Raw genomic sequence first — 19,507 nt, forward strand, 5'->3', positions numbered from 1 at the left:
GGGCAGGGAATTGTGCTTGCGATCGTAGGCCTTGCGTTAGAGGCGGGCTGACTTAAGCCAGTTGCGACGTGGATCCGTGGAGCGCGCCTGCTGCAACTGGCGCAGCAGCTCCTGCTCACGTTCGCTCCAACCGTCGGGCCACTGCAGGCTGAGAGTCAACAACAAATCGCCACGGCCGTTGCGCCCTGGCCAGCCTTTTCCCTTCAAACGCAGGCTGCGGCCTGGCGGCGTACCAGCCGGAATGGTCACATCGGCTTCGCCATCGGGGGTCATCACGGTCACGGTGCCGCCCAGCACGAGTTCATCGATCGAAACCGGTAAATCGGCGCGCAGCTGATCAGCATCGAGCCGCCAGACCCCATGCGACTGCACCTCAAGATTCAGATAGAGATCGCCACGGCGTCCGGTACCTGGCTGAAGATTTCCCTTGCCCTTCAGGCGAAGGCGAGAGCCGTTCTTGACTCCTGCAGGAATCCGCACCTGAACGCGTTCATCATTCACAGAAAGGGTGCGTTCACCACCGCGAAACGCCTCAGAAAACGACACCTTGACTGTGGCTTCCGCATCAAGATTGGCGGGTTGCCGAGATGCTGCACGCCCCCCACCTCCGTAACCGCCACCGGCAAAACCACCGCCGGGGAAACCTGAAGCACCAGCAAACCCTCCCGGAAAGCCGCCGCTGAAACCACTAGGGCCGCCGCCCTGACCACCGAAGCGACCCAGCAGATCATTGATGAAATCGTCGAAATTGCCGTAGCGGCCAAAATCGACATCCACTCCAGCCCCCCCACTGCCAGCGCCAGCCTGGTTCCAGTACTGGCCAAACTGCTCGTAACGCTGACGTTTTTCAGGGTCGGAGAGCACCTCATAGGCTTCGCTCACTTCCTTGAATTTGGCTTCAGCAGAGGCATTCCCGGGATTCACATCCGGGTGATATTGACGGGCAAGCTTGCGAAAAGCCCGTTTAATCGTGTCGGCATCGGCGCCACGCTCGACACCAAGCACCTTGAAATAGTCGCGGTAACCCGTGCCAGCCATGGCCTCCCCCCGGCCCGCAGGCCCTGCTTCTAGCCAGTGTCCCAGTTTCTTCTCAGCGATGGAATCACCGCAATGGAGGGAAGCCCGAACGTTTGATCCACCAGGCCAGCTCTGGCTTCGACAGAATTAAGGGCGCCCATCGTGTCTGAGCCGAAGTGATCGTGATGACCATTGCAAACAAGGCACGGATGGATCACTGGGCATCCGCCAGCCTTGCCACAGCGTTCCTGCTGGCAGGCTCACCCGCCAGCGCTGGCAGCAGCGCTACGCCCTTGCCGCCAAAGCCAACGGCGTCCACTGCGGCTCAAGTGCAATTAGCCGACCAACTCAAGACCGCGGGGGTGAAGTATTACGGATCCTGGCGTTGTCCAGCCTGTCAATACCAGAGCCATCTGTTCGGCCAGGGAGGGCAGCAACGACTTCCCTACGTTGAATGCGCCAAACCGGACACCCTGCCCGAACAAGCCAGAGCCTGCAGTGCTGCTGTGATCCGGACCTATCCGACCTGGATCCATCCTTCTGGAGAACGCCGAGAGGGTGTGCAGTCGCTGAACGATCTCCAAGGGTGGATCGAACAGCCTTGAAGCAGCTGACTGTTATCGAGGAATGACGGTGGGCAGCCAGATTGCGAAAGACCGAGAAGAATGAATCTTTGCTCAGCAATGCATGGGCATCGGACGACAACAGCTGATCTATGGATGGGATCTGCGTCAATGGCGCGGTGATCTACTCGGGGGATTGACCGCAGCCGTTGTGGCACTGCCGCTGGCCCTGGCCTTCGGCAATGCAGCGCTCGGCCCTGGTGGTGCAATTTATGGGCTTTATGGAGCCATCGTCACAGGCTTTCTGGCCGCCTTGTTCGGGGGCACTCCAGCCCAGGTGAGCGGGCCCACGGGTCCGATGAGCGTGACTGTGGCTGGCGTGGTGAGCAGCCTGCTAGCCGTTGGTGTTGCAGGCAAGCTGACCGGCGGCGAGCTGCTGCCTCTGGTCATGGCCGCGGTGGTCTTAGGAGGGCTCTTCCAGATCCTCTTCGGCCTGCTCAAGCTGGGCCGCTACATCACGATGGTGCCCTATTCGGTGGTGTCCGGCTTCATGTCGGGGATCGGCATCATCATTCTGCTGATTCAGATCGGGCCCTTGCTGGGAGTGCCCTCGTCGGGTGGGGTGATCAGCTCGCTGACGATGGTGATTCAAGATTTCCAGCCCAACCCGGCGGCCCTGAGCGTGGGCTTGATGACCCTGGCGGTGGTCTTTCTCACTCCCAAACGGATCAGTCGTGTGCTGCCAGCACCTTTGCTGGCTTTGATCTTTATTACCCCGCTCTCCTTTCTGCTCTTCAACGATCAACGACTCGAGAGCCTGGGATGGGAAACCCTGCCGCGTATTGGCAACATCCCGGAAGGTGGCTTGCAGTTCGTGATCCCCAACTGGGGGATGCATCTTCCCGTGTTGATCCGTGCCGGCGTGGTGCTGGCACTGCTGGGGTCGATCGATTCGCTGCTCACCTCACTAGTCGCCGACAACATCGGCCAGAGCCGCCACCGCTCCAACCGTGAGCTGGTGGGTCAAGGTCTTGCCAACGCCATCGCAGGCCTGATGGGAGGCCTGCCAGGGGCTGGAGCCACGATGCGCACCGTGATCAATATCAAGTCGGGTGGCAAAACGCCATTAGCAGGCATGACCCATTCCGTCGTGCTGCTGGTTCTATTGCTGGGAGCAGGTCCACTGGCAGAGGGCATCCCAACAGCACTGCTGTCAGGCATCCTCATCAAGGTCGGCCTGGACATCATCGACTGGGGGTTCCTGCGCCGAGCCCATCGGCTCTCGATCAAAACAGCCCTGGTGATGTGGGGAGTGCTGCTTCTCACCGTGTTCTGGGACCTGATCGGCGCCGTGCTGATCGGGATGTTCGTCGCCAATCTGCTCACGATCGAATCGCTGACCACTCACCAGCTCGCTGGCATGGGCAACACCGATCGCAAAGCTCTTCCAGCTGATGAACAGAACCTGCTGGATCAATGTGGTGATGCTGTGATGCTGTTTGCCCTCCAGGGACCACTCAGCTTTGGCGCAGCCAAAGGAATCAGTGAACGGATGACGCTCGTGCGGCAGTACCAAGTGCTGATTCTGGATATCACAGATGTGCCCCATTTAGGCGTCACAGCCACCCTTGCGATCGAACGCATCGTGGAGGAAGCCCACAGTCACAAGCGTCGGGTGCTGGTGGCCGGAGCCCAAGGGAAAGTGCGCGAGCGGCTTGAACAGTTCGCTATCGGCGGACTCTGTTCGAGCCGACAGGAGGCCCTCAGCATTGCGCACGGATGGCTGAACGCCTCTGACTGACCGCCATGGAGTGCTCAACCACCGTCTTCATCGAGGGGATCGAGCGACTCAACATCTGCCAGCCAAGGTGATTTGCAGTACAGCGATCCTGATCAAAACAGGCTGAAATCATTGAGCAACGCGTCTCGGCAGATGACGTCCCTTCTCTGGCAGCAGCGAATCGATGTCGCAATCTGCTTGCTGCTGCAGACATCGCTGATTGGAACATTGCAACTGATGAGCGGTCTGGATCGCCCCATGCCGAAGCCAATCTCATCAGCAGCAACCCACGTCATTCCCCCACCAGAAAGCACGCGGTCGTAAGAGCTCTCTTGGTCCACCCACCAACGAACAGCAGGTCTGAACGACCTAAAGTGACATCAATGCAGGGGCAGTGATGAATCCAAATCTGGCGGGTGCGCTGAGACGGGCAGGTATTTATTTCGTGGTCGGTTACGCGGGACTGACCATCATCAACAACAGCGGGATGGGCCCAGACAATCTGTGGATGGCGTATGTGCCACTGTTCATCACCGTTTATTTCTTTGCACGCTGGGCTGATGCAAAGATTGCCGCCTTCAGCCTTGGGAGAGACAACAACAAGTCCGCAGACTGACTGTTGCAGTGCTAGCAATCATTCAGGCGCTAGTACGGCATGAATGGGAGTCTTGTCATCGTCGAGATGCTGCGCTGGCCTCTCGCTTTTGTCATCGGCTGCATTGCGATCAGCAGAGCAATTGTGGCCATCTCGCGGGCTGGGATCAAAGTTGAAATCACGACCAAGCGACCAATTTTGATCAGCACAGGCGTGAGGCCTCTCCAAGCAGCTGTCGAGAAAGTTCGGATCTGAGCTTCAAAGCAAGGCTGGGGTCTTTAAGGCCTGAAGCTCGTGCAGTCCACAAATCAAAGGAAGTCGAATTCATCATCCGATTCAGAGGAAAGGGCTTGCATCACAAGCGTGGAGAGGGGAACGGCAATGGCCGCAAGCACGAGAAGTTCCACAGATTGCCCCTAATTCGATGCAGACATCACACCAGACATGAAGGATGGCGACTGTGCCAAACACTACGAATCCAAAATCAGGCCAGTGATCGGGCGGACAGAACACAGATCCACAAGGGCTGCGAACACTGTTTTGGCAGCTGTGGAGGAAGCCTTTCTCTCCCACAACGCGGCAAGCAACGACGCAGTGCGCTGATCTCTGCAGCCGAGAACAGTGGAGAGATTAAAGACGAAGCCTGGAATCATCGGCCAGACTGATGACATGCCTCTCCTGCGCCCTGACCCCAAACGACAGCCGGAGCAGCACGGTGGGGAAGGCTGGCTGGTGCATGAAGCGCAGCAACTGCTCATTCAGTTCAAACCTGACACCCCAACGGTCCATTCCCGCTGGGTGTCACTGAGAACGTTTAACTGGGCACCACCACAACTTCCAGTGCCCCACAGCCAGCGACGCATGCTCAGAAACAATGCGATTGAGGCTTGGAACACCATGCTCCAAAGCGGATGGCGTCGTTGTCACCCCCCTGTGCGCTGAACCAACCCAGCTGAAGTGGAGAGGAAGGGAAAGGCCTAGACAGATCTCCGAATCAGGAGAGTGAAACCGCAGAGGCTTCCTGGGCGTCAACTTGCATGCGACGCTGATCATGAAGCAGCTCCAACTGCTGATGCACTTGGCGCAGCTGGAGAAGAATCGACTCAGCGCCCTCTAAACGGCTCAAATTGAGCAACATCGTTTCAATTGATTCCTTGCTGTTGATCAGCAGACGGCACTCTGTCGTGCCTGGTTCGTAAGACATCACAACTGAAAAACTGTTGTCTATCAAAAGCCCATTACGGCGACAGGCAATAGAGCAAGACAGAATCTGAACCAGATGCAACACGATGCCAAGGGCCAATGCGGCGCCAACGATCAGCGAAAAGCAAGCATGACAATGCAGGCCCGAGTCGCAGCCGAACGGATGAAGCCGACTGGCGCTTGCGAAACGGGTCAAGCCTGCGCAGAAACAAACCGCCAAGAACCAGCACCGAAAGAGTCGGCCCTTCTGCGAATAGCAGGGGAAGACTGATCACGCATGAAGGATCAGACGGCGAGAATCAGCTCAGGGCGAACAGAAACGATCCATACCAAAACAGGCAAAACAGAACAAAAGAGCAAAGTTGCCCACAAGACACTTGCCTAGCCGTCATCAGCAAAGCTTGAGGAACCAAGAATTCGTCGCAACCGCCAAGAAAGCAACCAAGCCGCCGGCGGGCCAAATTGGCAATCACAATGCGATCGCAAAGCCGGAACAGCGAAGCAATCGGTCACGAAAGTGACTGCAACGGCGAATCAGGACCAAGGCCATCAAACCGGGGCAAATGACTGGCAATCGACAAAAAATGCTTGAAAAACCCGGTCGATGCAAAAGAAAAGTGGTGAACGCTAGAAGAGGAGAACCAAAAATTCCCTACAACAGAACAAAAAAACACAAATTCAAGGTCTCATGTAATTTTCCTTGAAGGACTTTTACAAAAAACCTACAAGTGAGTCTTAGACCAACTCAAGCCAAAAAACTCGGAATAGGTTGTCGTAACAACCATTCTTTGCCACCGTCAAATCAAATGCTGTCATCGAATTCAATCATCACGACGTTTGGCGGCGAACGTGCAACAGAGCAGCCGATAACCTACGACAATACAAAAGCAGCAGGAGCTTCACTCACACAAGCTGAGTACCGCAGCACACTATGCACCAATCTAAAGCTACCGACAGGGCCTCGGAGCCATGAAGAGTGCGGAAGAAAAGTCACCAGTGACCAGCTCAAAGACTCAAGCCAAAACGCATGCACCAATGCGATCAATGCCGCATACAAACAGGTATTTGGCAATGCACACGTGATGGACTATGAGAGAGAGAGTTCTCTCGAAGCCAAGCTTCTCGATGGAAGAATAAGCATCCAGGACTTCGTACGTGGACTAGCAAAGAGTGAGTTTTATACCAAGAATTTCTATGAGGGTCGTGACCCCATGAGAACGATTGAACTGGATTTCAAGCATCTATTAGGCCGCACACCACGCAACCAAGCAGAAATTGCAGACTACATAAGCCTGCAAGCAAGATCAGGCCATGGCGCAGTCATTGATGCCATGGTTGATTCAGCCGAATACTTAGAAACATTCGGAAAGCATACGGTTCCATACATGCATTCATGGAGATCATATGCAGGCTCCTATCAGTCATCATTCAATAGAACAGCTGCGATGGTGCTCGGCTTTGCCTACTCAGACAAAGCGATCGGCAACGACAGCAAGCTGAAGAACTCCTTCTCAAGCACCTCCAACTACGCCATCAAATCACCGGCCTCGGCAAGCTATAAGTTTATTGGGACTTCAGCTGCATGGGCTGGTGGTCGTCCTCCAAAATTCCTTTCTAAAGTGGGTACAGTCCTCACCATCGCTGGTGTCATGGAGATCGTAAGAATCACATTAACCGTGGCCTACTCTGCAATCACTTCATAGAGATGCACGAGGGTCGAGAAACCTACGCCCGCAACAAATAACGAAGGGGCTGGTCTTGCGCCAGCCCCTTTTTCTTGCTTAAACGAATTGACGAAGACCCGATCAACAGCCGCCGACATGGGCGGAGCAGTGAGGAGCAGATCATCAAGACAAGAGACCCAAATTAAGTCAAATCCTGAGCGATCACAAGCAGAGTAATCGGAATCAACCAGCTTCTAAGCATTGATAGAAAGCAAAGGCGAATACAAAGCAGAAAAAGCAGCTATTGAGAGAGGGCAATCGTGAATAAACTGATCTATCAAGAGCGAATCGTTGTCGAAACAGCGACTATTGAGCATCACGAGGCTTGGGGACCTGACTGACAGGCGTCACAGTCATGGGCATGATCAGGGGGAAAGGGTCAAAGTGGTGAGATAATCCACCAAACCAAGCCGATCATGATGCAGAAATTTCTGGCTGCACTGAGCACGACGACCGTGATCGTCATGGGGGTGGTGGGGTGTACGTCAAACGAGACGCAAGACACAACAACATCCAGCGAGCCTGTGATCCAAAAAGTGTTTAGCGACACGAAAACAATTGATGGAGTTGCTTTGAAGTACCCCGAAGGCACACCAGAACTGCGCCTATTCAGAGTTGAGTTACCTGTCGGCAGCAAAATCCCTCTTCACACCCATCCAGCACCGATGATGGTTTATGTCCAAGGCGAAAACTCCGGAGACCTGTTGGTGACCCAGGTAATGCCAGATGGTACAGAGGTGCAACGGGAATTCAAAGCTGGCAAAGCCTTTATCGAAGGTGGTGACACACCACACTTTGTGCAAAATCAAAGCGATGAAACAACGATTATTTGGGTGACAGTTGCAGGAGTCAAAGGAATGCCTACAACCAACTTCGTCAAATAGAGCAGCGCAGGGCTAGGCCAATTGGATTGATTTTTAGACCCACTGAGAGTTGACCAAGATCACCATTTGACTGAGCTATGGAGATGTTAAAGAGGAAGGAATGGAACGATCCGGAAAAGCATGGGAGGCCAATCAAAAATCGAGCTTAATAAGAACATTCGAGACAATTCAATGACCATAGAGTGTCGGAGTGAATTGCTTTGAGAATCCGCTAAGCCATGCAATAATAAAACGTTTTCTCACTCACAAAATGGCTAAAGGTTATTGGAGCGTTGCTGGCAATATCACCAATCCAGCAGGGATGACTGACTTTCTTGCCGCATTCGGACCTTTTCTGGAAGCTCACAAGGGACAGATTTTATGCAGAGAACTGAATACTGATGTACGAGAAGGGAATCCAGGCCATTTCACGTTGATCATCGAGTTTGAGAATGTGGCGCAAGCACAAGCTGCTTACGAATCAAATCAATACCAAGAGATGATCAAACTGCGCCAGGGTCATTGCGACATCTCTCTGTCGATCCTTGAGGAAGGTGACCATGCCAGCCATTAAAACCAGTACTAAAGATTGAATGCAGTCGTCTCCATAAGAGCATCTCAAGAGATGCAGATTTTGAGGTGAGCCAATGGGAAGTTGAGAGAAGGAGAGGTCTCCTCCTTCTCTCTGGTTTCTACGTTCTACTTTCCAGGACTACCCTTACCCCTCATTCGAAGGAGGGTGGACTGAACTGCTGTCAATACTTGAACATTACCAAACCAATTTGATTGGCTCAGACAGGGTCTCAGTGAGTATCCTGATCAAGCGCTAAAGTCTCGACGTTACAATCACGGCTCGCCTCTAGATTCCTGGCACGGGCATTGGCAACTTCTGCTTTTGCGGCTGCAAAATCGGCGCGAAACTCAGCATTATTATGCAGAACAGTTACCGTCGCTGCACCCATCACTCGACCATTGATCACATCACTGTACCAATGAACATTGCAGAGATGGCGACTCTCACCATAGGCCAATCCACGGGCCAAAATTTGATTGCTACGGTCGGGGACCATTTCACTCAAAATCAATGCCCAAGCCCATCCAACAGCAGTATGACCAGAGGGATAGGAGGGATCTGAAGTGAGCTCGATCGTATCTTCTGGGGAACAAATCGGCTTCTGATTCACAAGGAATGGTCTACGTCGATTGTAATTATTTTTGGCCTTATAAGTCGACAAACCAGCATCGGTGAGACTGCGCCTGAGGAGTTGGTAAAGCCTAGGAGTTTCAGACTCGCTAATGGGAGCACCGATTGCGCATGAAAAGGTACTAGCCGCATCGGGGAACCTTAGGTTGGCATCACTGGCTGCAAGAGTCCATCGCGGCGTTCCGGGCAGGCTGAAGCTTCTTCTCGAGATGGACGTATCCAGAGCATGATCAGCCTGTCCAAGGCTCGGAGGTTGTGGCAACAACTCCAGGCTGTCGGGGAAATCCGACTTCACAAGATAACCCTCGATCAATCCATGTTGAAGTTCGGGTACCTGCGCGGATGCGATCAGACATTCACTGCTCTTCTGATCACCAGCAAAGGCGGTGGATGGATAACTGGTAGCAATTATGGTCAGCCCAAGGCCAAGGAATTTTGCTGTGCGAATTCGCATAAGAAAAGAGGGTCTCCCTCCTTAGGCTTAAAGACAAGCGAGACGCTTGAAAAGCAGACCGATCATATTTGAATCTTTTCACCAGATTTCAAGAACAGATCAAGGAAGCCTTAAAGCCATACCGCAACAGAGAAGAACGCAGCTAAGCAGCGGTGCCTCAAGAGGAATCAAACCAGCCTCTTTAGATCCGAGGCACGACAAATGCCCCGCAGCGAAAGGATTACATTGCACACTGACGCGAGCAAGCCAACGGCAAGGGGCAAGAGAGCCAACGACGCCAAGCCAAGGATAAGTATTAATACCGAGAGGCTCCTGCGCGAGCGGCCTCTCAGGCAAGATGCTCATCTGGTCAGGAGGAGGGGATCATTCGTAACGCATGTGAGGAAGGTTGCGCACTGAGGCATTAGAGATGGCAAATAATAATTCAAAAGTCATCCTTTGGACGGGATCGACAGCCCCACGTCGCCTGTTCCTTTGGTGCTATGAAAGCGCCAAGGGGACCAGGGGGTTCAAATAAAGCGATATCAAAAGAGTTTCGGTGCTCGAATCATTGCAGACAACAACACGGAACAATCAAGAGGAAGGAAGTGCATGAATTGGAGCTAAATCTTCTTCCCGCACCATTGCAACGCTGAAGCAGGTCTAACACGATTAGAGAGCTCAGGGAGGAAAGACCAAGAAAGCAAAATAGGCAGCACAAATCAAACAAGCTGCATGGGCAAGGGTGAAGAGTGCAGAACAAGAAGCCGAAATGAAGCGACAGCAACAAGAATTTTTAGATAGAGCAAAAATAGCTGTGCTTTGCGTTGAGATAGGAGCAGGTGGCTACCTCGATCAACTCGTCAGAGAACTTTTGCCGACTTATCTGATGACAATCGATGAACAGGCCACAAAACCAAACAAGACAAGCCAACGAACATGCCACTCAAGCGGTGAAAACGAAGGTTCAGGCTTGCCTCACAAGGCAACCAGACTAGTTACCAGTGTTTTTCTTGTATTGACGCAGTGCTAACTGAAACTGACCGAGCGCTGCACGGCCAATATTATAACCGGCCCAAGATAGCGCCAGAACAATTGGAGCAAAAACAAGAACGATCCGTAAATCCACAGTCAATTAAATGCTGTGCCAATTATCTGCCTTCATCAGAGAAAGAAAGCATAAAAAGCTACAGGCCAAGGGGCAATAAGCTCAAGCGATGCTTTCATTCTTTTTACCAGCAACCCACTCAAATGCTACCAATTTAATATGCTCAAGCAAACAACAAATCTAGACGTCATGGCAATCATATCATTCGCCAAACAGAGAGTTATGGTGTTAAATACAGAAAAGATTCTGATCAGAATGACTGAGCCAAATTGGGACTACTTCATCAATGCACCGCTAGATAGCGGCACAATTCGTTTTGAGACAAAAACAGAGCGAGCTTTACACGCCAGGTTGATCGCTGCAGAAAGCAACTGGCTCCAAGGGCAAAGTATCGAAAAATTAATCAGATGGAATAACGCCAAGATGGATCTTGATGCATTCCTTGAAGGGCGAAAACAAGCGAAACGATAAAATCGAGAAGAATACAATTGATGATTAGATCACCAATAGAGGTCATCATCAATCATCAAAGAGCTTAATATCCCAACAATAAAGCCAAAACACACAACAGCAGTAGACAAATCAACCCAAAGAAGGAATGACTCAGCCATCTATCTCTACATGCATTGCCTTCACAAACTAACGCGCCAACTGAACCTGGCAGATTAAATTGGCACAGAAGGGATCAACAAAAGGCCAGCAGTGAACACAACTTCGAAAGCAAGCAAGAATCATCTAACCCGTAACAGGCAATCAATCAATACATAATCAGCCGCACAGAGACTACTACAATTTCAAAAACATGAGCCATGCAGCAAAGCAATACATCCATATACATTCTTTTATTTACTGCGATACCATTAGCAGCAGCCGGGTTGACGATATTGCTCTACAGGAGCAAGAATAAAAAAATAAAGCTATAGAACGTAGATCTTTTGATGCCCTTTGAAAAATACGGCAAGTGATCAAGCACGGTCACTTAATTCATAAAAATCATGTTTGCTCTAAATAGGAAGAAAAGGCTGCATCGATATTGACATCTGAACCAAACCGAGAGAAGTAGACAAGCAAATCACTGAAGCGAAGAAAGGGATCAAGATCAGATCGATCTTCACCTAGAAACTTCAAGCCGACCCATGACAATCCAGATTGCATGATTCACGAATGCTTAGGAAGCCCATTGATGCGTGCCTCTATGCGTAACCACACCAGACTGTCCAGACAAGAGAGATCTTAGTTCACTAAAGTCAACCCAATGGATGCAATCGACAGGACATGTATCGATGGCTTCTTGAAAAAGCATCAACGAATCTCCATCTTGGCGAAGGGCTCTACATCGTCCAGAATGAGAAAGCATCATGAATGTATTTGATGCAACATTAATGCAATATCCACATCCAATACATGACCGTTCATCAACCCAGACAGCCTTAGCATTAAGTTGGCCACCTAAAATTGGCTCATCACCTGTACGCAATCGAGCAAATTCAACTATCCCAGCTTTAAATTCAGATCTGACAATCATGTTATTTTGATCAACTTCCTGCATTATTTTTCAAAGCTTGATAGATGACGTTGATTAAAAAAGACTACTGTCATTGATGGGTAGCTTTTCAGTCATTCATCGCACCGTAAAAGTGGCATTAAAGATTGACAGCACAATGATGAGGGCACTAATCGATCCAATGGAGAGAAGAAGAGTCCAGATAGTCAAGGCTCGCCCTTCGGGCTTGTCATAGATGAGACTTGCGACAGACGCTCTTCTTAGGCTGTAGGCATTAAATTGATCAATCGACATCATCATTTTGCTGGAAATGAGTTTATCTCTCCAATACTCAGAATATCTTGGCAATTTTTGATAGATGGGGAGCTCACCAATCGCTTGGCCAGGAATCAGACGGTTAATCTGCAAGGGCATACTGTCGTAACCAAATCGATCCATATATTCACTACCATCTAAAATTAGATCGATAAACTTAGCAAATCCTTGCCCAGCAATCACGATAGACCAAGACAACACTTCCTCTGAGTTGTAAACAGGTCTGCCAAGCACTCTACCGATCACTTGCTCAACAATTCTTTCATTACTATTGCAAAGAATATAGCCTCTATAGAATCGCTCTGAAAGAAGAAGACCCCTGATAAAATCTCTGACCGTAATGCTGCCAGATCGAAGTTGTGACTCCAGAAAAACATCTCGATCAGCAGTCATAGCATGAAAGAATATCTGTCGGTAACATTGCTCTATAAGCTGATCACAAGGCTCTGTTGTCTCATCTCGCTTTTGAGATGAGATTTTATTGGCATCAAAAGAATCCACACGGGATCGTTGAGATGAGTATGGATATTGCAAACGAGTGTCGCTAAAAATTGATGGCATAGCTAAGGACAAGCTCGTATCCGCACAAGACAATTATCCAGAGGACTGAGGCAAATTGATTATAATTTTTACTGCCAATATCGCCAATATGACGTAAGCCTTCGGCTTTTATGATTAAAAACTATGTTACAAAGGTCACACCGTCTGCTGATGAAGGTAGGAGGAAAGATGTTAGCTGAACAATTGATTGATTCAGTTGGGCTCATTCGAGCAGCATACAAGCGACAATGAGGCATGAATAAAACCAGGACACCAGGCATGAAGCACAGCCACTTCGGCTAACGCTAGTGATCCATCAATCGCTGGAGACGCCATTGATGGCGGATCTCTGGCCGTCGTACCCACACCAATCCATCCCTTGGTGGTCGTGAAGCAGCACACTCCCATCCCTCAACGACATGTTGTTACCGGGATGCTGAGATCATTTTGGCCATCGGCTTGTCAACACACTTGTGTTGAAGCCGGTTGACGCCAAGGCCTATGACTTGATGCCTCGCCCCCTCCAGGAAGGACGTTGGTGATGCATTCCATTGCACTGTGGAGACAACCTCTCAAAACAAAAGAGCTAGACCAAGCCATCAAGAATGGACTGAATGGATAGATAATTGGGGATTTGACCAAGGGGAAAGTCTTGATTGCTGCGACGAAAGGATGCTTTGAAGACAGACTTTTCAATCAAATACGACAACAAAAAAAGCAATGGGAACGTAGAACGAAGAAAAACAAGCCAAACCATGAGCACATACATCTTAATCGTCTTATTTTGTGTTTGGATTCCATGTGGACTGCTGAGTACAGCTATCGCAGATTCAAAAAATCATCCAAGCTGGCTATGGCTTCTCGCAGGGTCCGTGTTTGGACCAATTGGCTTAGCAGGAGCAGTCTCTTTAAAAGACAAAGATCGCATCTCTCGTAATGATGCCGCTCAATCAACTGAACGATAATTGACAACTGTTGAAACAATCAGAACACAGCTTTAGGTGATCATCTGGCCCTAAGCAGCCCATAGGAATCGTCTAGACCATGGATCGATCGCTTGAAAGGATGACTTGTGCCTTTTGAATCTGATCTTGAAATCTAATGAGATTGAATGCATGAGACCTCTCAACCCTATGACAAGGAAACAGCCTCACACCCCTATACCAAAAGGGATGGCTTTTGCAGAGCTTTTAAATGGTCGATTAGCAATGGTCGGCTTTATCAGTGCTATTGCCGCCGAACTACTCAAAGGCCACCCCCTTCTAACGAGTCTTGGCTGAACCATGTCTGAACACCTTGGCTTCAACCTCTGCAAGCTGGTCTTGAGCGGCGACTCTTAGCCTCCGAGGCAGTTGTAAGCAGGCATCACAGAGGCAATCATGGTGATGACAACCCAGTGATCTCCATGATCAAAGCCGTGGCGCTGATGGCAGCCCTCTCCGCCAGCTTTGCTGCACTCCATACAGCTCCGAGCGATGCCAGTGCGTTGAATGCCAAATGTCTCCTGGTGATGGATGGTGTGACTCGATTGGACGATCGATGCTCATTCACATCCAATGGAGAAACAGACTCATTCAGTGATGAAAGGCTGTTAGTCGTGTGCCCTGATGGTCGACCTGTCCAAACATCGGACTGTTTTGGATATCAAATGCGCGTCGCGCGGAATGGGGTATACGGCTTTCTGCAGCGCGAAGGTTCAGCAGCACGCCTGTGCTGGAATACAGGCAACATGCGCAATGCCCAAGCCTGCTTTGATGGGCTGATCCAAAAGGGTGATTGTTGGCAATCAATCGCCTCAAGAAGCCTTGGCCGCGGAACAATGCACAAGCTGAAATTTTGTGCTTGGGATGATTGATTCAGCGTTGCTCAAGACAGTTCAACACAATGGCAACAATGATGAGGCATGCTGAATACACCCGAGCCCGATCCATGCTGCATCGAATCCCTTCGAGGCTACTTGCATTCTTCATCCTGCTTACAGTAGGCATCACTATTTCATCGGCAAAAGCTGCTCCAAAGCGCCTAATCTTAATTCGCCATGAAAACAAAAACTTATCCAATACATCGCAAAATCTGAATCCAAAAGGCTTCACGCGTTCTATCAATTTGGCCTACATGCTGCTTGGCTGCTTTGGCAAACCGAGCGCAATCTACGTGCATCCGATTGACAACAACAAACCAAGATCCCATCAACGGGAGTACCAAACGGCAGTCCCTCTTGCTGTAGCCACTCAGGAAAATATACGATTTCTGTGGCAAGCCAAGCAAGGGACACTCCAGGCTGGCAAAGCCTTAAGGGCCTTGCCAGCGTCGCAATACCCTCTCGTCGTCGTCATCTGGCACTATTGGGATATGCCCGAGCTAGCCAAAGGCTTGGGCTGGTCAGAGATGGAAACAATAGACCGATCTGATTTTAATCATCTATTTGAATTCAATTACAAGGGTGGGGCTTCAACGCCCATCGTCAGACGGCGCACAGAAAGCGAATTATTTAAGAAGACATGTGCAAGCAGCCCGAATGGGCTTGAGGTCGGCCCACGGTATTGAGACACCTACTTTTTAAGACCAGGCAGATCCAGACAAGGGAGACAACGCTGGAAAAGAATGAAAAGACCGAACATCAAACTCGCCTCAGATGACGCATGACTGATGGCCGCCGATTCATGATCGCTGGCTGGCATCATCGGGTCGAACTCACAAAGACCAACAAACGATGGTGATCACAACGAGTCCTACCTAAAAAGAAAGTGCCTGAAGAGTGGCAGCATGAGGTCGACCTGGGCTAGTGCAAGAAGATGCACCTGGCCTTATGACCTCCAGCACGGAACACTCCAACGCCCTCTTGGAAGACCTCGTGGCGGATGAGATCTCAATTCAGATCGATCAGATCGCCGAGAATCTGCAGCGGGAAGGGTGGCCCATGCCTTTCGTGAAGCGATTCATGCATCGCGCCGTTGAGAACTTGCCGGAATAGCCAGCGAGGGGAACCGACGGCCCCGTGGCGACAGGATGCAGAGATGGCCAACAAACTCTGGTTGACCGCCAACAGTCACGGCCCAGGGACCGGACCCGCAAGGCTTAGCGGCATCTCTGCTGTGATCCGGCACCACGGAATCAACCACAAGCCAATCCAACCTCAGTGGCCTCCCTCTCTGGCAAGAGACCAGGCCTCACTCAAGGCCACTGCGAACTGATTCCAATCGATTGCATCGACACAGGATTTGGAAGAATCATTCCGCGTGATGAGCACTATCAATGCGTCTCAATCACCAACCAAAAAAACTTCAAAGCTGGAGAGAGCATGATCAAGACATTGAGTTCCGCAGGAGATTGACTTCCTTGCAGGCTGAGAGGCGCTGAGCAATGAGGCCGCCACTGCTCCCAAAGCACAATCAAAACCCAGCAAAATGAAGCATAACCTCGATAGCAGCCAAACCCAGCAAAAAGGTAAACCCAAGCAAACTTGCTTCTTTAAGAGTCTTAGACACAAGCAAAACTCCCAACAACACCAAAGCCTCCAATGGGAACCTTAACCAGAGGATGTGCTCAAACTGGCTCAAAACACAAAAGTATTTTTTACTGAAGAGCAATAAGGAAGCAGCTACAGCAAGGGGCAAAGGCAAGTCATTCACAACACAATTATTTGTGATGTTTCGTTGAGTGATTGCATCAAAAGCGCCCATTGGCCCAGCCACAACCAATGACTGTGGCGAGGGCCAACAGCAACGTGATGGCCTGTCGGGCGGGCTGCACCGTGCCCGAGGAGTGGCTGGAGCGTGAATGCATCGACACCTCTCTGCAGACCATGGTGGTGATGAGAGTGTCTTAATTGCTGAGGGAAAAGATGCAATCGGCATTTATGCCCCTCCCCAATGACAAGAGGCCCCACCAGTTGTGTGTCGCATCGGTGGCCATAGAAGCACCCCCTAACTGTCGATCCCGACTCCCCAGCCGGACAACAGCAATGCCTCAGGAGCGTCTCTTCAGCGCCAATCCCGGCGACCACGGCGACCCACACGCCTGTTATTCAACTCAGCGAGCACCCCGCCGAGCCCAAAGGCAGCTGCAACTCCAAGGATGTGTGCGATGTCCATGATCAGGACCGTACTGGAGCCCTAGACAGGTCTGGTGTGACATCTGATCGTTCCCAGCGAAGGGGGTGATGCCATAGCCAGCAACGAAGAAGGCTTTGATCGCAGCGTTCCACGCAGCTTCTACGAGTGATCGCCGGGGCCACTTGCGTCGACAGGCTTCTTTGGCTGAGTCTTGGAGGCTGACTTGGCCGCCAGTGACGCCTCGAGGCGCTGAAGAGCTGCTTCTCGCAGTGCAAGCGTTGTTTGGAGTGTGGTAGTCATGCGTTGGCGTTCCCGATGGCAAACCCCTGGCTGCGCTTTCGGAAGATGGCCTTCAGATCAGTACTCCAAAAACCTATCGCCATAAACAAATCACAAATGCCTCTGTCAGGAATGCCAATCAAACGTGAACGCAAGCCCATCCTTTGAAGCCAGAGGCTCTTTGATGACGGTCGCACCATGGCCGGCACAGACACTGCAGGCCTCAGGCTTCAACCAACAAAGCCCGGCAGCAAAGGAACAAATGAAGTGCATCACTGGGCACGTGGCAACTGATCATGCACGATCGACTACCAACTGATCTCGGCTGACAGTGGTTGCGATTCAGGGGCCTCGGAACCCTTGAGTCGCATGCCGGCGAGCAGAGAGGTTTCCTTCGACCCCTCTGCTTTCCACACGGAAGGCGCTGGATGAAGAAGAGGGGCTAACTCCTCTCACTGCAGAACCGACTGATCATCGCCTGGGCTAGGGCAGCCCAACCGCTCTGCGACATCGCCACATTCACTGCTCCAGCAAAGGAACAGCCTCACAGCTTTCCTCTATCTGGCCAGATCAAGCTGCAACGGGTTCCTGCAGTGCCTGGAAGTCAAGACGCAGAACTTGTGGATCATCTGCACAGCTTTGGAAGACGCGAGTCATGTAGGTCGCCCCCCGATAGGTGAGCTCACGACTTTCAGCAGCAAAGCTCTTGCCAGCGAGAGAGTGCTTTGCAAAGCGGTACTGCATGTTGGCCATCAGAAGACTTGTCCGTTTCAGCGGCTTCATAGGACACATCAAGGCCCACACAGAGCTCACGGCGACACACTATTTAGGCATTTTTTGCTACCGACTGGTCAGATCAGCCATTCAAATGATGCCCTTGACTAAGCGGAGGCTTGCGATAGGTCACCACACCAGCGGCGGAGCCATCACACCATGCGGCTCCTGAGTGGAAATATGTGTGAGAGCACAGGCTATCGCTGGATGATGGCGCGCACAGACAACAAAAACCCCGCTTGTGGCGGGGCGGCGGGAGTTAGTTGACTTAACTTAAAGCCAAAAGATAGTTGACCGGGATCCGGCCTGTCGGCTTCCCTTCGGTTGATCAAACCAGGGCGGAGTCCTCATTATCCCGCCTTCCACTGCCTCCAATTGGTCTTCCGTGAGCTCAAGGATCTGATCCTCAGCACTGAAGTCAGACTGGGCATAATTTGAAGTGGTCATCGGTTTAAAAGTGAGTGAGTTCGTGAGTTGAGTTGAGTTGGTGATCTGTGGGGGTGGTGCCCCCCTCGACTCCTTCAAGATCTCAGCCACGCTGGTGAAACCCACTGCACAGCTCTGGTGATCCTCCTGCACACTTCTGGTGCACCTCTGGTGAAAGACTCAAACCCCAGTCAACGCCTGAGCTGACAACGCACACAGACACCACAAAACCCCGCTCCTCACGGGGCGGGGCTTGTGGGGACCTTAATTGATCCAATTCCTCGGCATATTCTCTTTACTCCACTTTGTCCAAGCCTATTATTTGGGCCGTCCAGTGCTTATTATTGCCCTCAGGTCAGTACCAAGCGCGGCGATTGACCTGACGTCTTGGATAGAAGTTATAGATACCACCTGGCAGCCGAAGCATTGGAGGCATTGGCACGCCGCCGCCTTCCACCAGTTCCAGTTGCTCGTCTGTCAGTTCAGTGATTTGGGCTTGGGTGTTGAGTTCAGTCATCGGTTTAAAAGTGAGTGAGTTCGTGAGTTGAGTTGAGTTGGTGATCTGTGGGGGTGGTGCCCCCCTCGACTCCTTCAAGATCTCAGCCACGCTGGTGAAACCCACTGCACAGCTCTGGTGATCCTCCTGCACACTTCTGGTGCACCTCTGGTGAAAGACTCAAACCCCAGTCAACGCCTGAGCTGACAACGCACACAGACACCACAAAACCCCGCTCCTCACGGGGCGGGGCTTGTGACTCTGGCGCTTGCCGGCACGGAGACTTAATTAATCACCCGATTGAGGTAGTCGATCCCTTTGCGGAACTTTTGGAATCGACGGCCCCATTTGCCGCCGCCTTCCACCAGTTCCAGTTGCTCGTCTGTCAGCTCGAGAATTTGATCCTCGGCATTCATCGCAGTGCCTGCAAAAGAAGAATGTGTAGTCATGATTCAAAAATAAGTAGAAGAATAATTAGTTGGCTGAAAATTGGCAAAGAGATCACTTCCTCGTAAGCCAATCAATAACGAACGGAGCCGCATGCTTGGCAACCTTAAAAAAGACACGGGCTTTGCCGCCGCCTTCCACCAGTTCCAGTTGCTCGTCTGTCAGTTCAGTGATTTGGGCT

The 19,507-nt window shown here is 51.2% G+C and carries 23 protein-coding genes; 13 read left to right on the forward strand and 10 right to left on the reverse strand.

Features of this window, described 5'->3' with window-relative positions:
- Positions 1-36: 36 nt before the first annotated feature.
- The gene (locus DXY16_RS09935) at positions 37-1,038 is read right to left on the reverse strand and encodes a DnaJ C-terminal domain-containing protein (protein WP_115121079.1); all 1,002 of its coding nucleotides are present in this window, start codon (positions 1,036-1,038) and stop codon (positions 37-39) included.
- Between the two features lie 164 nt (positions 1,039-1,202).
- Between DXY16_RS09935 and DXY16_RS14960 the strand changes: the two genes are divergently transcribed.
- From DXY16_RS14960 to DXY16_RS09970, 4 genes are all read left to right on the forward strand, one after another.
- Entirely contained in the window at positions 1,203-1,622 is a 420-nt protein-coding gene (locus DXY16_RS14960; RefSeq protein ID WP_179949734.1) for a hypothetical protein, read from the forward strand.
- An 82-nt stretch (positions 1,623-1,704) separates the two neighbouring features.
- Positions 1,705-3,381, forward strand: a complete 1,677-nt coding sequence (locus DXY16_RS09945) for a SulP family inorganic anion transporter (protein WP_115121080.1) — start codon at positions 1,705-1,707, stop codon at positions 3,379-3,381.
- 376 nt (positions 3,382-3,757) lie between these two features.
- A complete protein-coding gene (locus DXY16_RS09955) occupies positions 3,758-3,976 on the forward strand; it encodes a hypothetical protein (protein ID WP_115121082.1) in 219 nt (72 codons plus the stop codon).
- A 648-nt stretch (positions 3,977-4,624) separates the two neighbouring features.
- Complete coding sequence (locus tag DXY16_RS09970; RefSeq protein WP_115121085.1) at positions 4,625-4,897, forward strand: DUF1651 domain-containing protein; 273 nt, start codon at positions 4,625-4,627, stop codon at positions 4,895-4,897.
- Between the two features lie 52 nt (positions 4,898-4,949).
- On the opposite strand, the gene DXY16_RS09975 is transcribed toward DXY16_RS09970, so the two are convergent.
- Positions 4,950-5,159, reverse strand: coding sequence for a hypothetical protein (locus DXY16_RS09975; protein ID WP_115121086.1), 210 nt, complete (start codon positions 5,157-5,159; stop codon positions 4,950-4,952).
- An 805-nt stretch (positions 5,160-5,964) separates the two neighbouring features.
- Here DXY16_RS09975 and DXY16_RS09985 point away from each other — a divergent pair.
- The 3 genes from DXY16_RS09985 to DXY16_RS09995 all read left to right on the forward strand — a co-directional run bounded on the left by DXY16_RS09985 (position 5,965) and on the right by DXY16_RS09995 (position 8,319).
- The gene (locus DXY16_RS09985; protein WP_115121088.1) at positions 5,965-6,861 is read left to right on the forward strand and encodes a phycobilisome rod-core linker polypeptide; all 897 of its coding nucleotides are present in this window, start codon (positions 5,965-5,967) and stop codon (positions 6,859-6,861) included.
- Between the two features lie 440 nt (positions 6,862-7,301).
- Positions 7,302-7,766 (forward strand): cupin domain-containing protein, encoded by a 465-nt coding sequence (locus tag DXY16_RS09990; RefSeq protein WP_244281644.1) that lies wholly within the window; start codon positions 7,302-7,304, stop codon positions 7,764-7,766.
- A 190-nt stretch (positions 7,767-7,956) separates the two neighbouring features.
- On the forward strand, positions 7,957-8,319 hold the full coding sequence (locus DXY16_RS09995; protein WP_244281645.1) for a DUF1330 domain-containing protein: 363 nt from the start codon (positions 7,957-7,959) through the stop codon (positions 8,317-8,319).
- Positions 8,320-8,548: 229 nt separating this feature from the next.
- Here DXY16_RS09995 and DXY16_RS10000 read toward each other — a convergent pair whose 3' ends face one another.
- Positions 8,549-9,403, reverse strand: coding sequence for a phosphatase PAP2 family protein (locus DXY16_RS10000; RefSeq protein WP_115121091.1), 855 nt, complete (start codon positions 9,401-9,403; stop codon positions 8,549-8,551).
- 724 nt (positions 9,404-10,127) lie between these two features.
- Between DXY16_RS10000 and DXY16_RS14835 the strand changes: the two genes are divergently transcribed.
- Entirely contained in the window at positions 10,128-10,415 is a 288-nt protein-coding gene (locus tag DXY16_RS14835) for a hypothetical protein (protein WP_170953920.1), read from the forward strand.
- Here the strand turns inward: DXY16_RS14835 and DXY16_RS10005 are convergent.
- The gene (locus DXY16_RS10005) at positions 10,377-10,511 is read right to left on the reverse strand and encodes a photosystem II protein Y (protein ID WP_115121092.1); all 135 of its coding nucleotides are present in this window, start codon (positions 10,509-10,511) and stop codon (positions 10,377-10,379) included. The two genes, DXY16_RS14835 and DXY16_RS10005, sit on opposite strands and share 39 nt — an antisense overlap.
- Positions 10,512-10,679: 168 nt before the next feature.
- Here DXY16_RS10005 and DXY16_RS10010 point away from each other — a divergent pair, with 168 nt between their 5' ends.
- Complete coding sequence (locus DXY16_RS10010) at positions 10,680-10,961, forward strand: hypothetical protein (RefSeq protein ID WP_137007083.1); 282 nt, start codon at positions 10,680-10,682, stop codon at positions 10,959-10,961.
- Between the two features lie 697 nt (positions 10,962-11,658).
- Here DXY16_RS10010 and DXY16_RS10015 read toward each other — a convergent pair.
- A complete protein-coding gene (locus DXY16_RS10015; protein WP_244281648.1) occupies positions 11,659-12,015 on the reverse strand; it encodes a ferredoxin in 357 nt (118 codons plus the stop codon).
- A gap of 96 nt (positions 12,016-12,111) precedes the next feature.
- On the reverse strand, positions 12,112-12,810 hold the full coding sequence (locus tag DXY16_RS10020; protein WP_244281646.1) for a phycobilisome rod-core linker polypeptide: 699 nt from the start codon (positions 12,808-12,810) through the stop codon (positions 12,112-12,114).
- Between the two features lie 1,211 nt (positions 12,811-14,021).
- On the opposite strand from DXY16_RS10020, the gene DXY16_RS15190 reads away from it, so the two are divergent.
- From DXY16_RS15190 to DXY16_RS14840, 3 genes are all read left to right on the forward strand, one after another.
- On the forward strand, positions 14,022-14,129 hold the full coding sequence (locus DXY16_RS15190; protein ID WP_256359593.1) for a chlorophyll a/b-binding protein: 108 nt from the start codon (positions 14,022-14,024) through the stop codon (positions 14,127-14,129).
- 649 nt (positions 14,130-14,778) lie between these two features.
- Complete coding sequence (locus DXY16_RS10040; protein WP_137007084.1) at positions 14,779-15,396, forward strand: hypothetical protein; 618 nt, start codon at positions 14,779-14,781, stop codon at positions 15,394-15,396.
- 262 nt (positions 15,397-15,658) lie between these two features.
- Positions 15,659-15,823 (forward strand): hypothetical protein, encoded by a 165-nt coding sequence (locus DXY16_RS14840; protein ID WP_170953922.1) that lies wholly within the window; start codon positions 15,659-15,661, stop codon positions 15,821-15,823.
- Positions 15,824-16,241: 418 nt separating this feature from the next.
- On the opposite strand, the gene DXY16_RS10055 is transcribed toward DXY16_RS14840, so the two are convergent.
- A complete protein-coding gene (locus DXY16_RS10055) occupies positions 16,242-16,532 on the reverse strand; it encodes a hypothetical protein (RefSeq protein ID WP_115121102.1) in 291 nt (96 codons plus the stop codon).
- Between the two features lie 17 nt (positions 16,533-16,549).
- Between DXY16_RS10055 and DXY16_RS15295 the strand changes: the two genes are divergently transcribed.
- Positions 16,550-16,678, forward strand: coding sequence for a hypothetical protein (locus tag DXY16_RS15295; RefSeq protein WP_256359594.1), 129 nt, complete (start codon positions 16,550-16,552; stop codon positions 16,676-16,678).
- Between the two features lie 1,075 nt (positions 16,679-17,753).
- On the opposite strand, the gene DXY16_RS10060 is transcribed toward DXY16_RS15295, so the two are convergent.
- The 3 genes from DXY16_RS10060 to DXY16_RS15030 form a co-directional block, all read right to left on the reverse strand.
- A complete protein-coding gene (locus DXY16_RS10060) occupies positions 17,754-17,936 on the reverse strand; it encodes a hypothetical protein (RefSeq protein WP_206749558.1) in 183 nt (60 codons plus the stop codon).
- Positions 17,937-18,738: 802 nt separating this feature from the next.
- The gene (locus tag DXY16_RS14965) at positions 18,739-18,900 is read right to left on the reverse strand and encodes a hypothetical protein (protein WP_179949735.1); all 162 of its coding nucleotides are present in this window, start codon (positions 18,898-18,900) and stop codon (positions 18,739-18,741) included.
- A gap of 263 nt (positions 18,901-19,163) precedes the next feature.
- Entirely contained in the window at positions 19,164-19,328 is a 165-nt protein-coding gene (locus DXY16_RS15030) for a hypothetical protein (RefSeq protein ID WP_206749559.1), read from the reverse strand.
- Positions 19,329-19,507 lie beyond the last annotated feature (179 nt).

Source organism: Synechococcus sp. UW105 (assembly GCF_900473935.1).
GTDB lineage: Bacteria > Cyanobacteriota > Cyanobacteriia > PCC-6307 > Cyanobiaceae > Synechococcus_C.

Bases quoted from the DNA above. Each gene is read 5' to 3' on its own strand.
- DXY16_RS09955 (WP_115121082.1), top strand. From the start codon at position 3,758: ATGAATCCAAATCTGGCGGGTGCGCTGAGACGGGCAGGTATTTATTTC.
- DXY16_RS10010 (WP_137007083.1), top strand. From the start codon at position 10,680: ATGGCAATCATATCATTCGCCAAACAGAGAGTTATGGTGTTAAATACA.
- DXY16_RS09945 (WP_115121080.1), top strand. From the start codon at position 1,705: ATGGGCATCGGACGACAACAGCTGATCTATGGATGGGATCTGCGTCAA.
- DXY16_RS09975 (WP_115121086.1), bottom strand. From the start codon at position 5,159: ATGTCTTACGAACCAGGCACGACAGAGTGCCGTCTGCTGATCAACAGC.
- DXY16_RS10060 (WP_206749558.1), bottom strand. From the start codon at position 17,936: ATGGCCAACATGCAGTACCGCTTTGCAAAGCACTCTCTCGCTGGCAAG.
- DXY16_RS10000 (WP_115121091.1), bottom strand. From the start codon at position 9,403: ATGCGAATTCGCACAGCAAAATTCCTTGGCCTTGGGCTGACCATAATT.
- DXY16_RS15030 (WP_206749559.1), bottom strand. From the start codon at position 19,328: ATGACTACACATTCTTCTTTTGCAGGCACTGCGATGAATGCCGAGGAT.
- DXY16_RS14965 (WP_179949735.1), bottom strand. From the start codon at position 18,900: ATGACTGAACTCAACACCCAAGCCCAAATCACTGAACTGACAGACGAG.
- DXY16_RS10015 (WP_244281648.1), bottom strand. From the start codon at position 12,015: ATGATTGTCAGATCTGAATTTAAAGCTGGGATAGTTGAATTTGCTCGA.
- DXY16_RS09970 (WP_115121085.1), top strand. From the start codon at position 4,625: ATGCCTCTCCTGCGCCCTGACCCCAAACGACAGCCGGAGCAGCACGGT.
- DXY16_RS15190 (WP_256359593.1), top strand. From the start codon at position 14,022: ATGGCTTTTGCAGAGCTTTTAAATGGTCGATTAGCAATGGTCGGCTTT.
- DXY16_RS09935 (WP_115121079.1), bottom strand. From the start codon at position 1,038: ATGGCTGGCACGGGTTACCGCGACTATTTCAAGGTGCTTGGTGTCGAG.
- DXY16_RS09990 (WP_244281644.1), top strand. From the start codon at position 7,302: ATGCAGAAATTTCTGGCTGCACTGAGCACGACGACCGTGATCGTCATG.
- DXY16_RS15295 (WP_256359594.1), top strand. From the start codon at position 16,550: ATGACTGTGGCGAGGGCCAACAGCAACGTGATGGCCTGTCGGGCGGGC.
- DXY16_RS14960 (WP_179949734.1), top strand. From the start codon at position 1,203: ATGACCATTGCAAACAAGGCACGGATGGATCACTGGGCATCCGCCAGC.
- DXY16_RS09985 (WP_115121088.1), top strand. From the start codon at position 5,965: ATGCTGTCATCGAATTCAATCATCACGACGTTTGGCGGCGAACGTGCA.
- DXY16_RS10040 (WP_137007084.1), top strand. From the start codon at position 14,779: ATGCTGCATCGAATCCCTTCGAGGCTACTTGCATTCTTCATCCTGCTT.
- DXY16_RS14840 (WP_170953922.1), top strand. From the start codon at position 15,659: ATGACCTCCAGCACGGAACACTCCAACGCCCTCTTGGAAGACCTCGTG.
- DXY16_RS10055 (WP_115121102.1), bottom strand. From the start codon at position 16,532: ATGGGCGCTTTTGATGCAATCACTCAACGAAACATCACAAATAATTGT.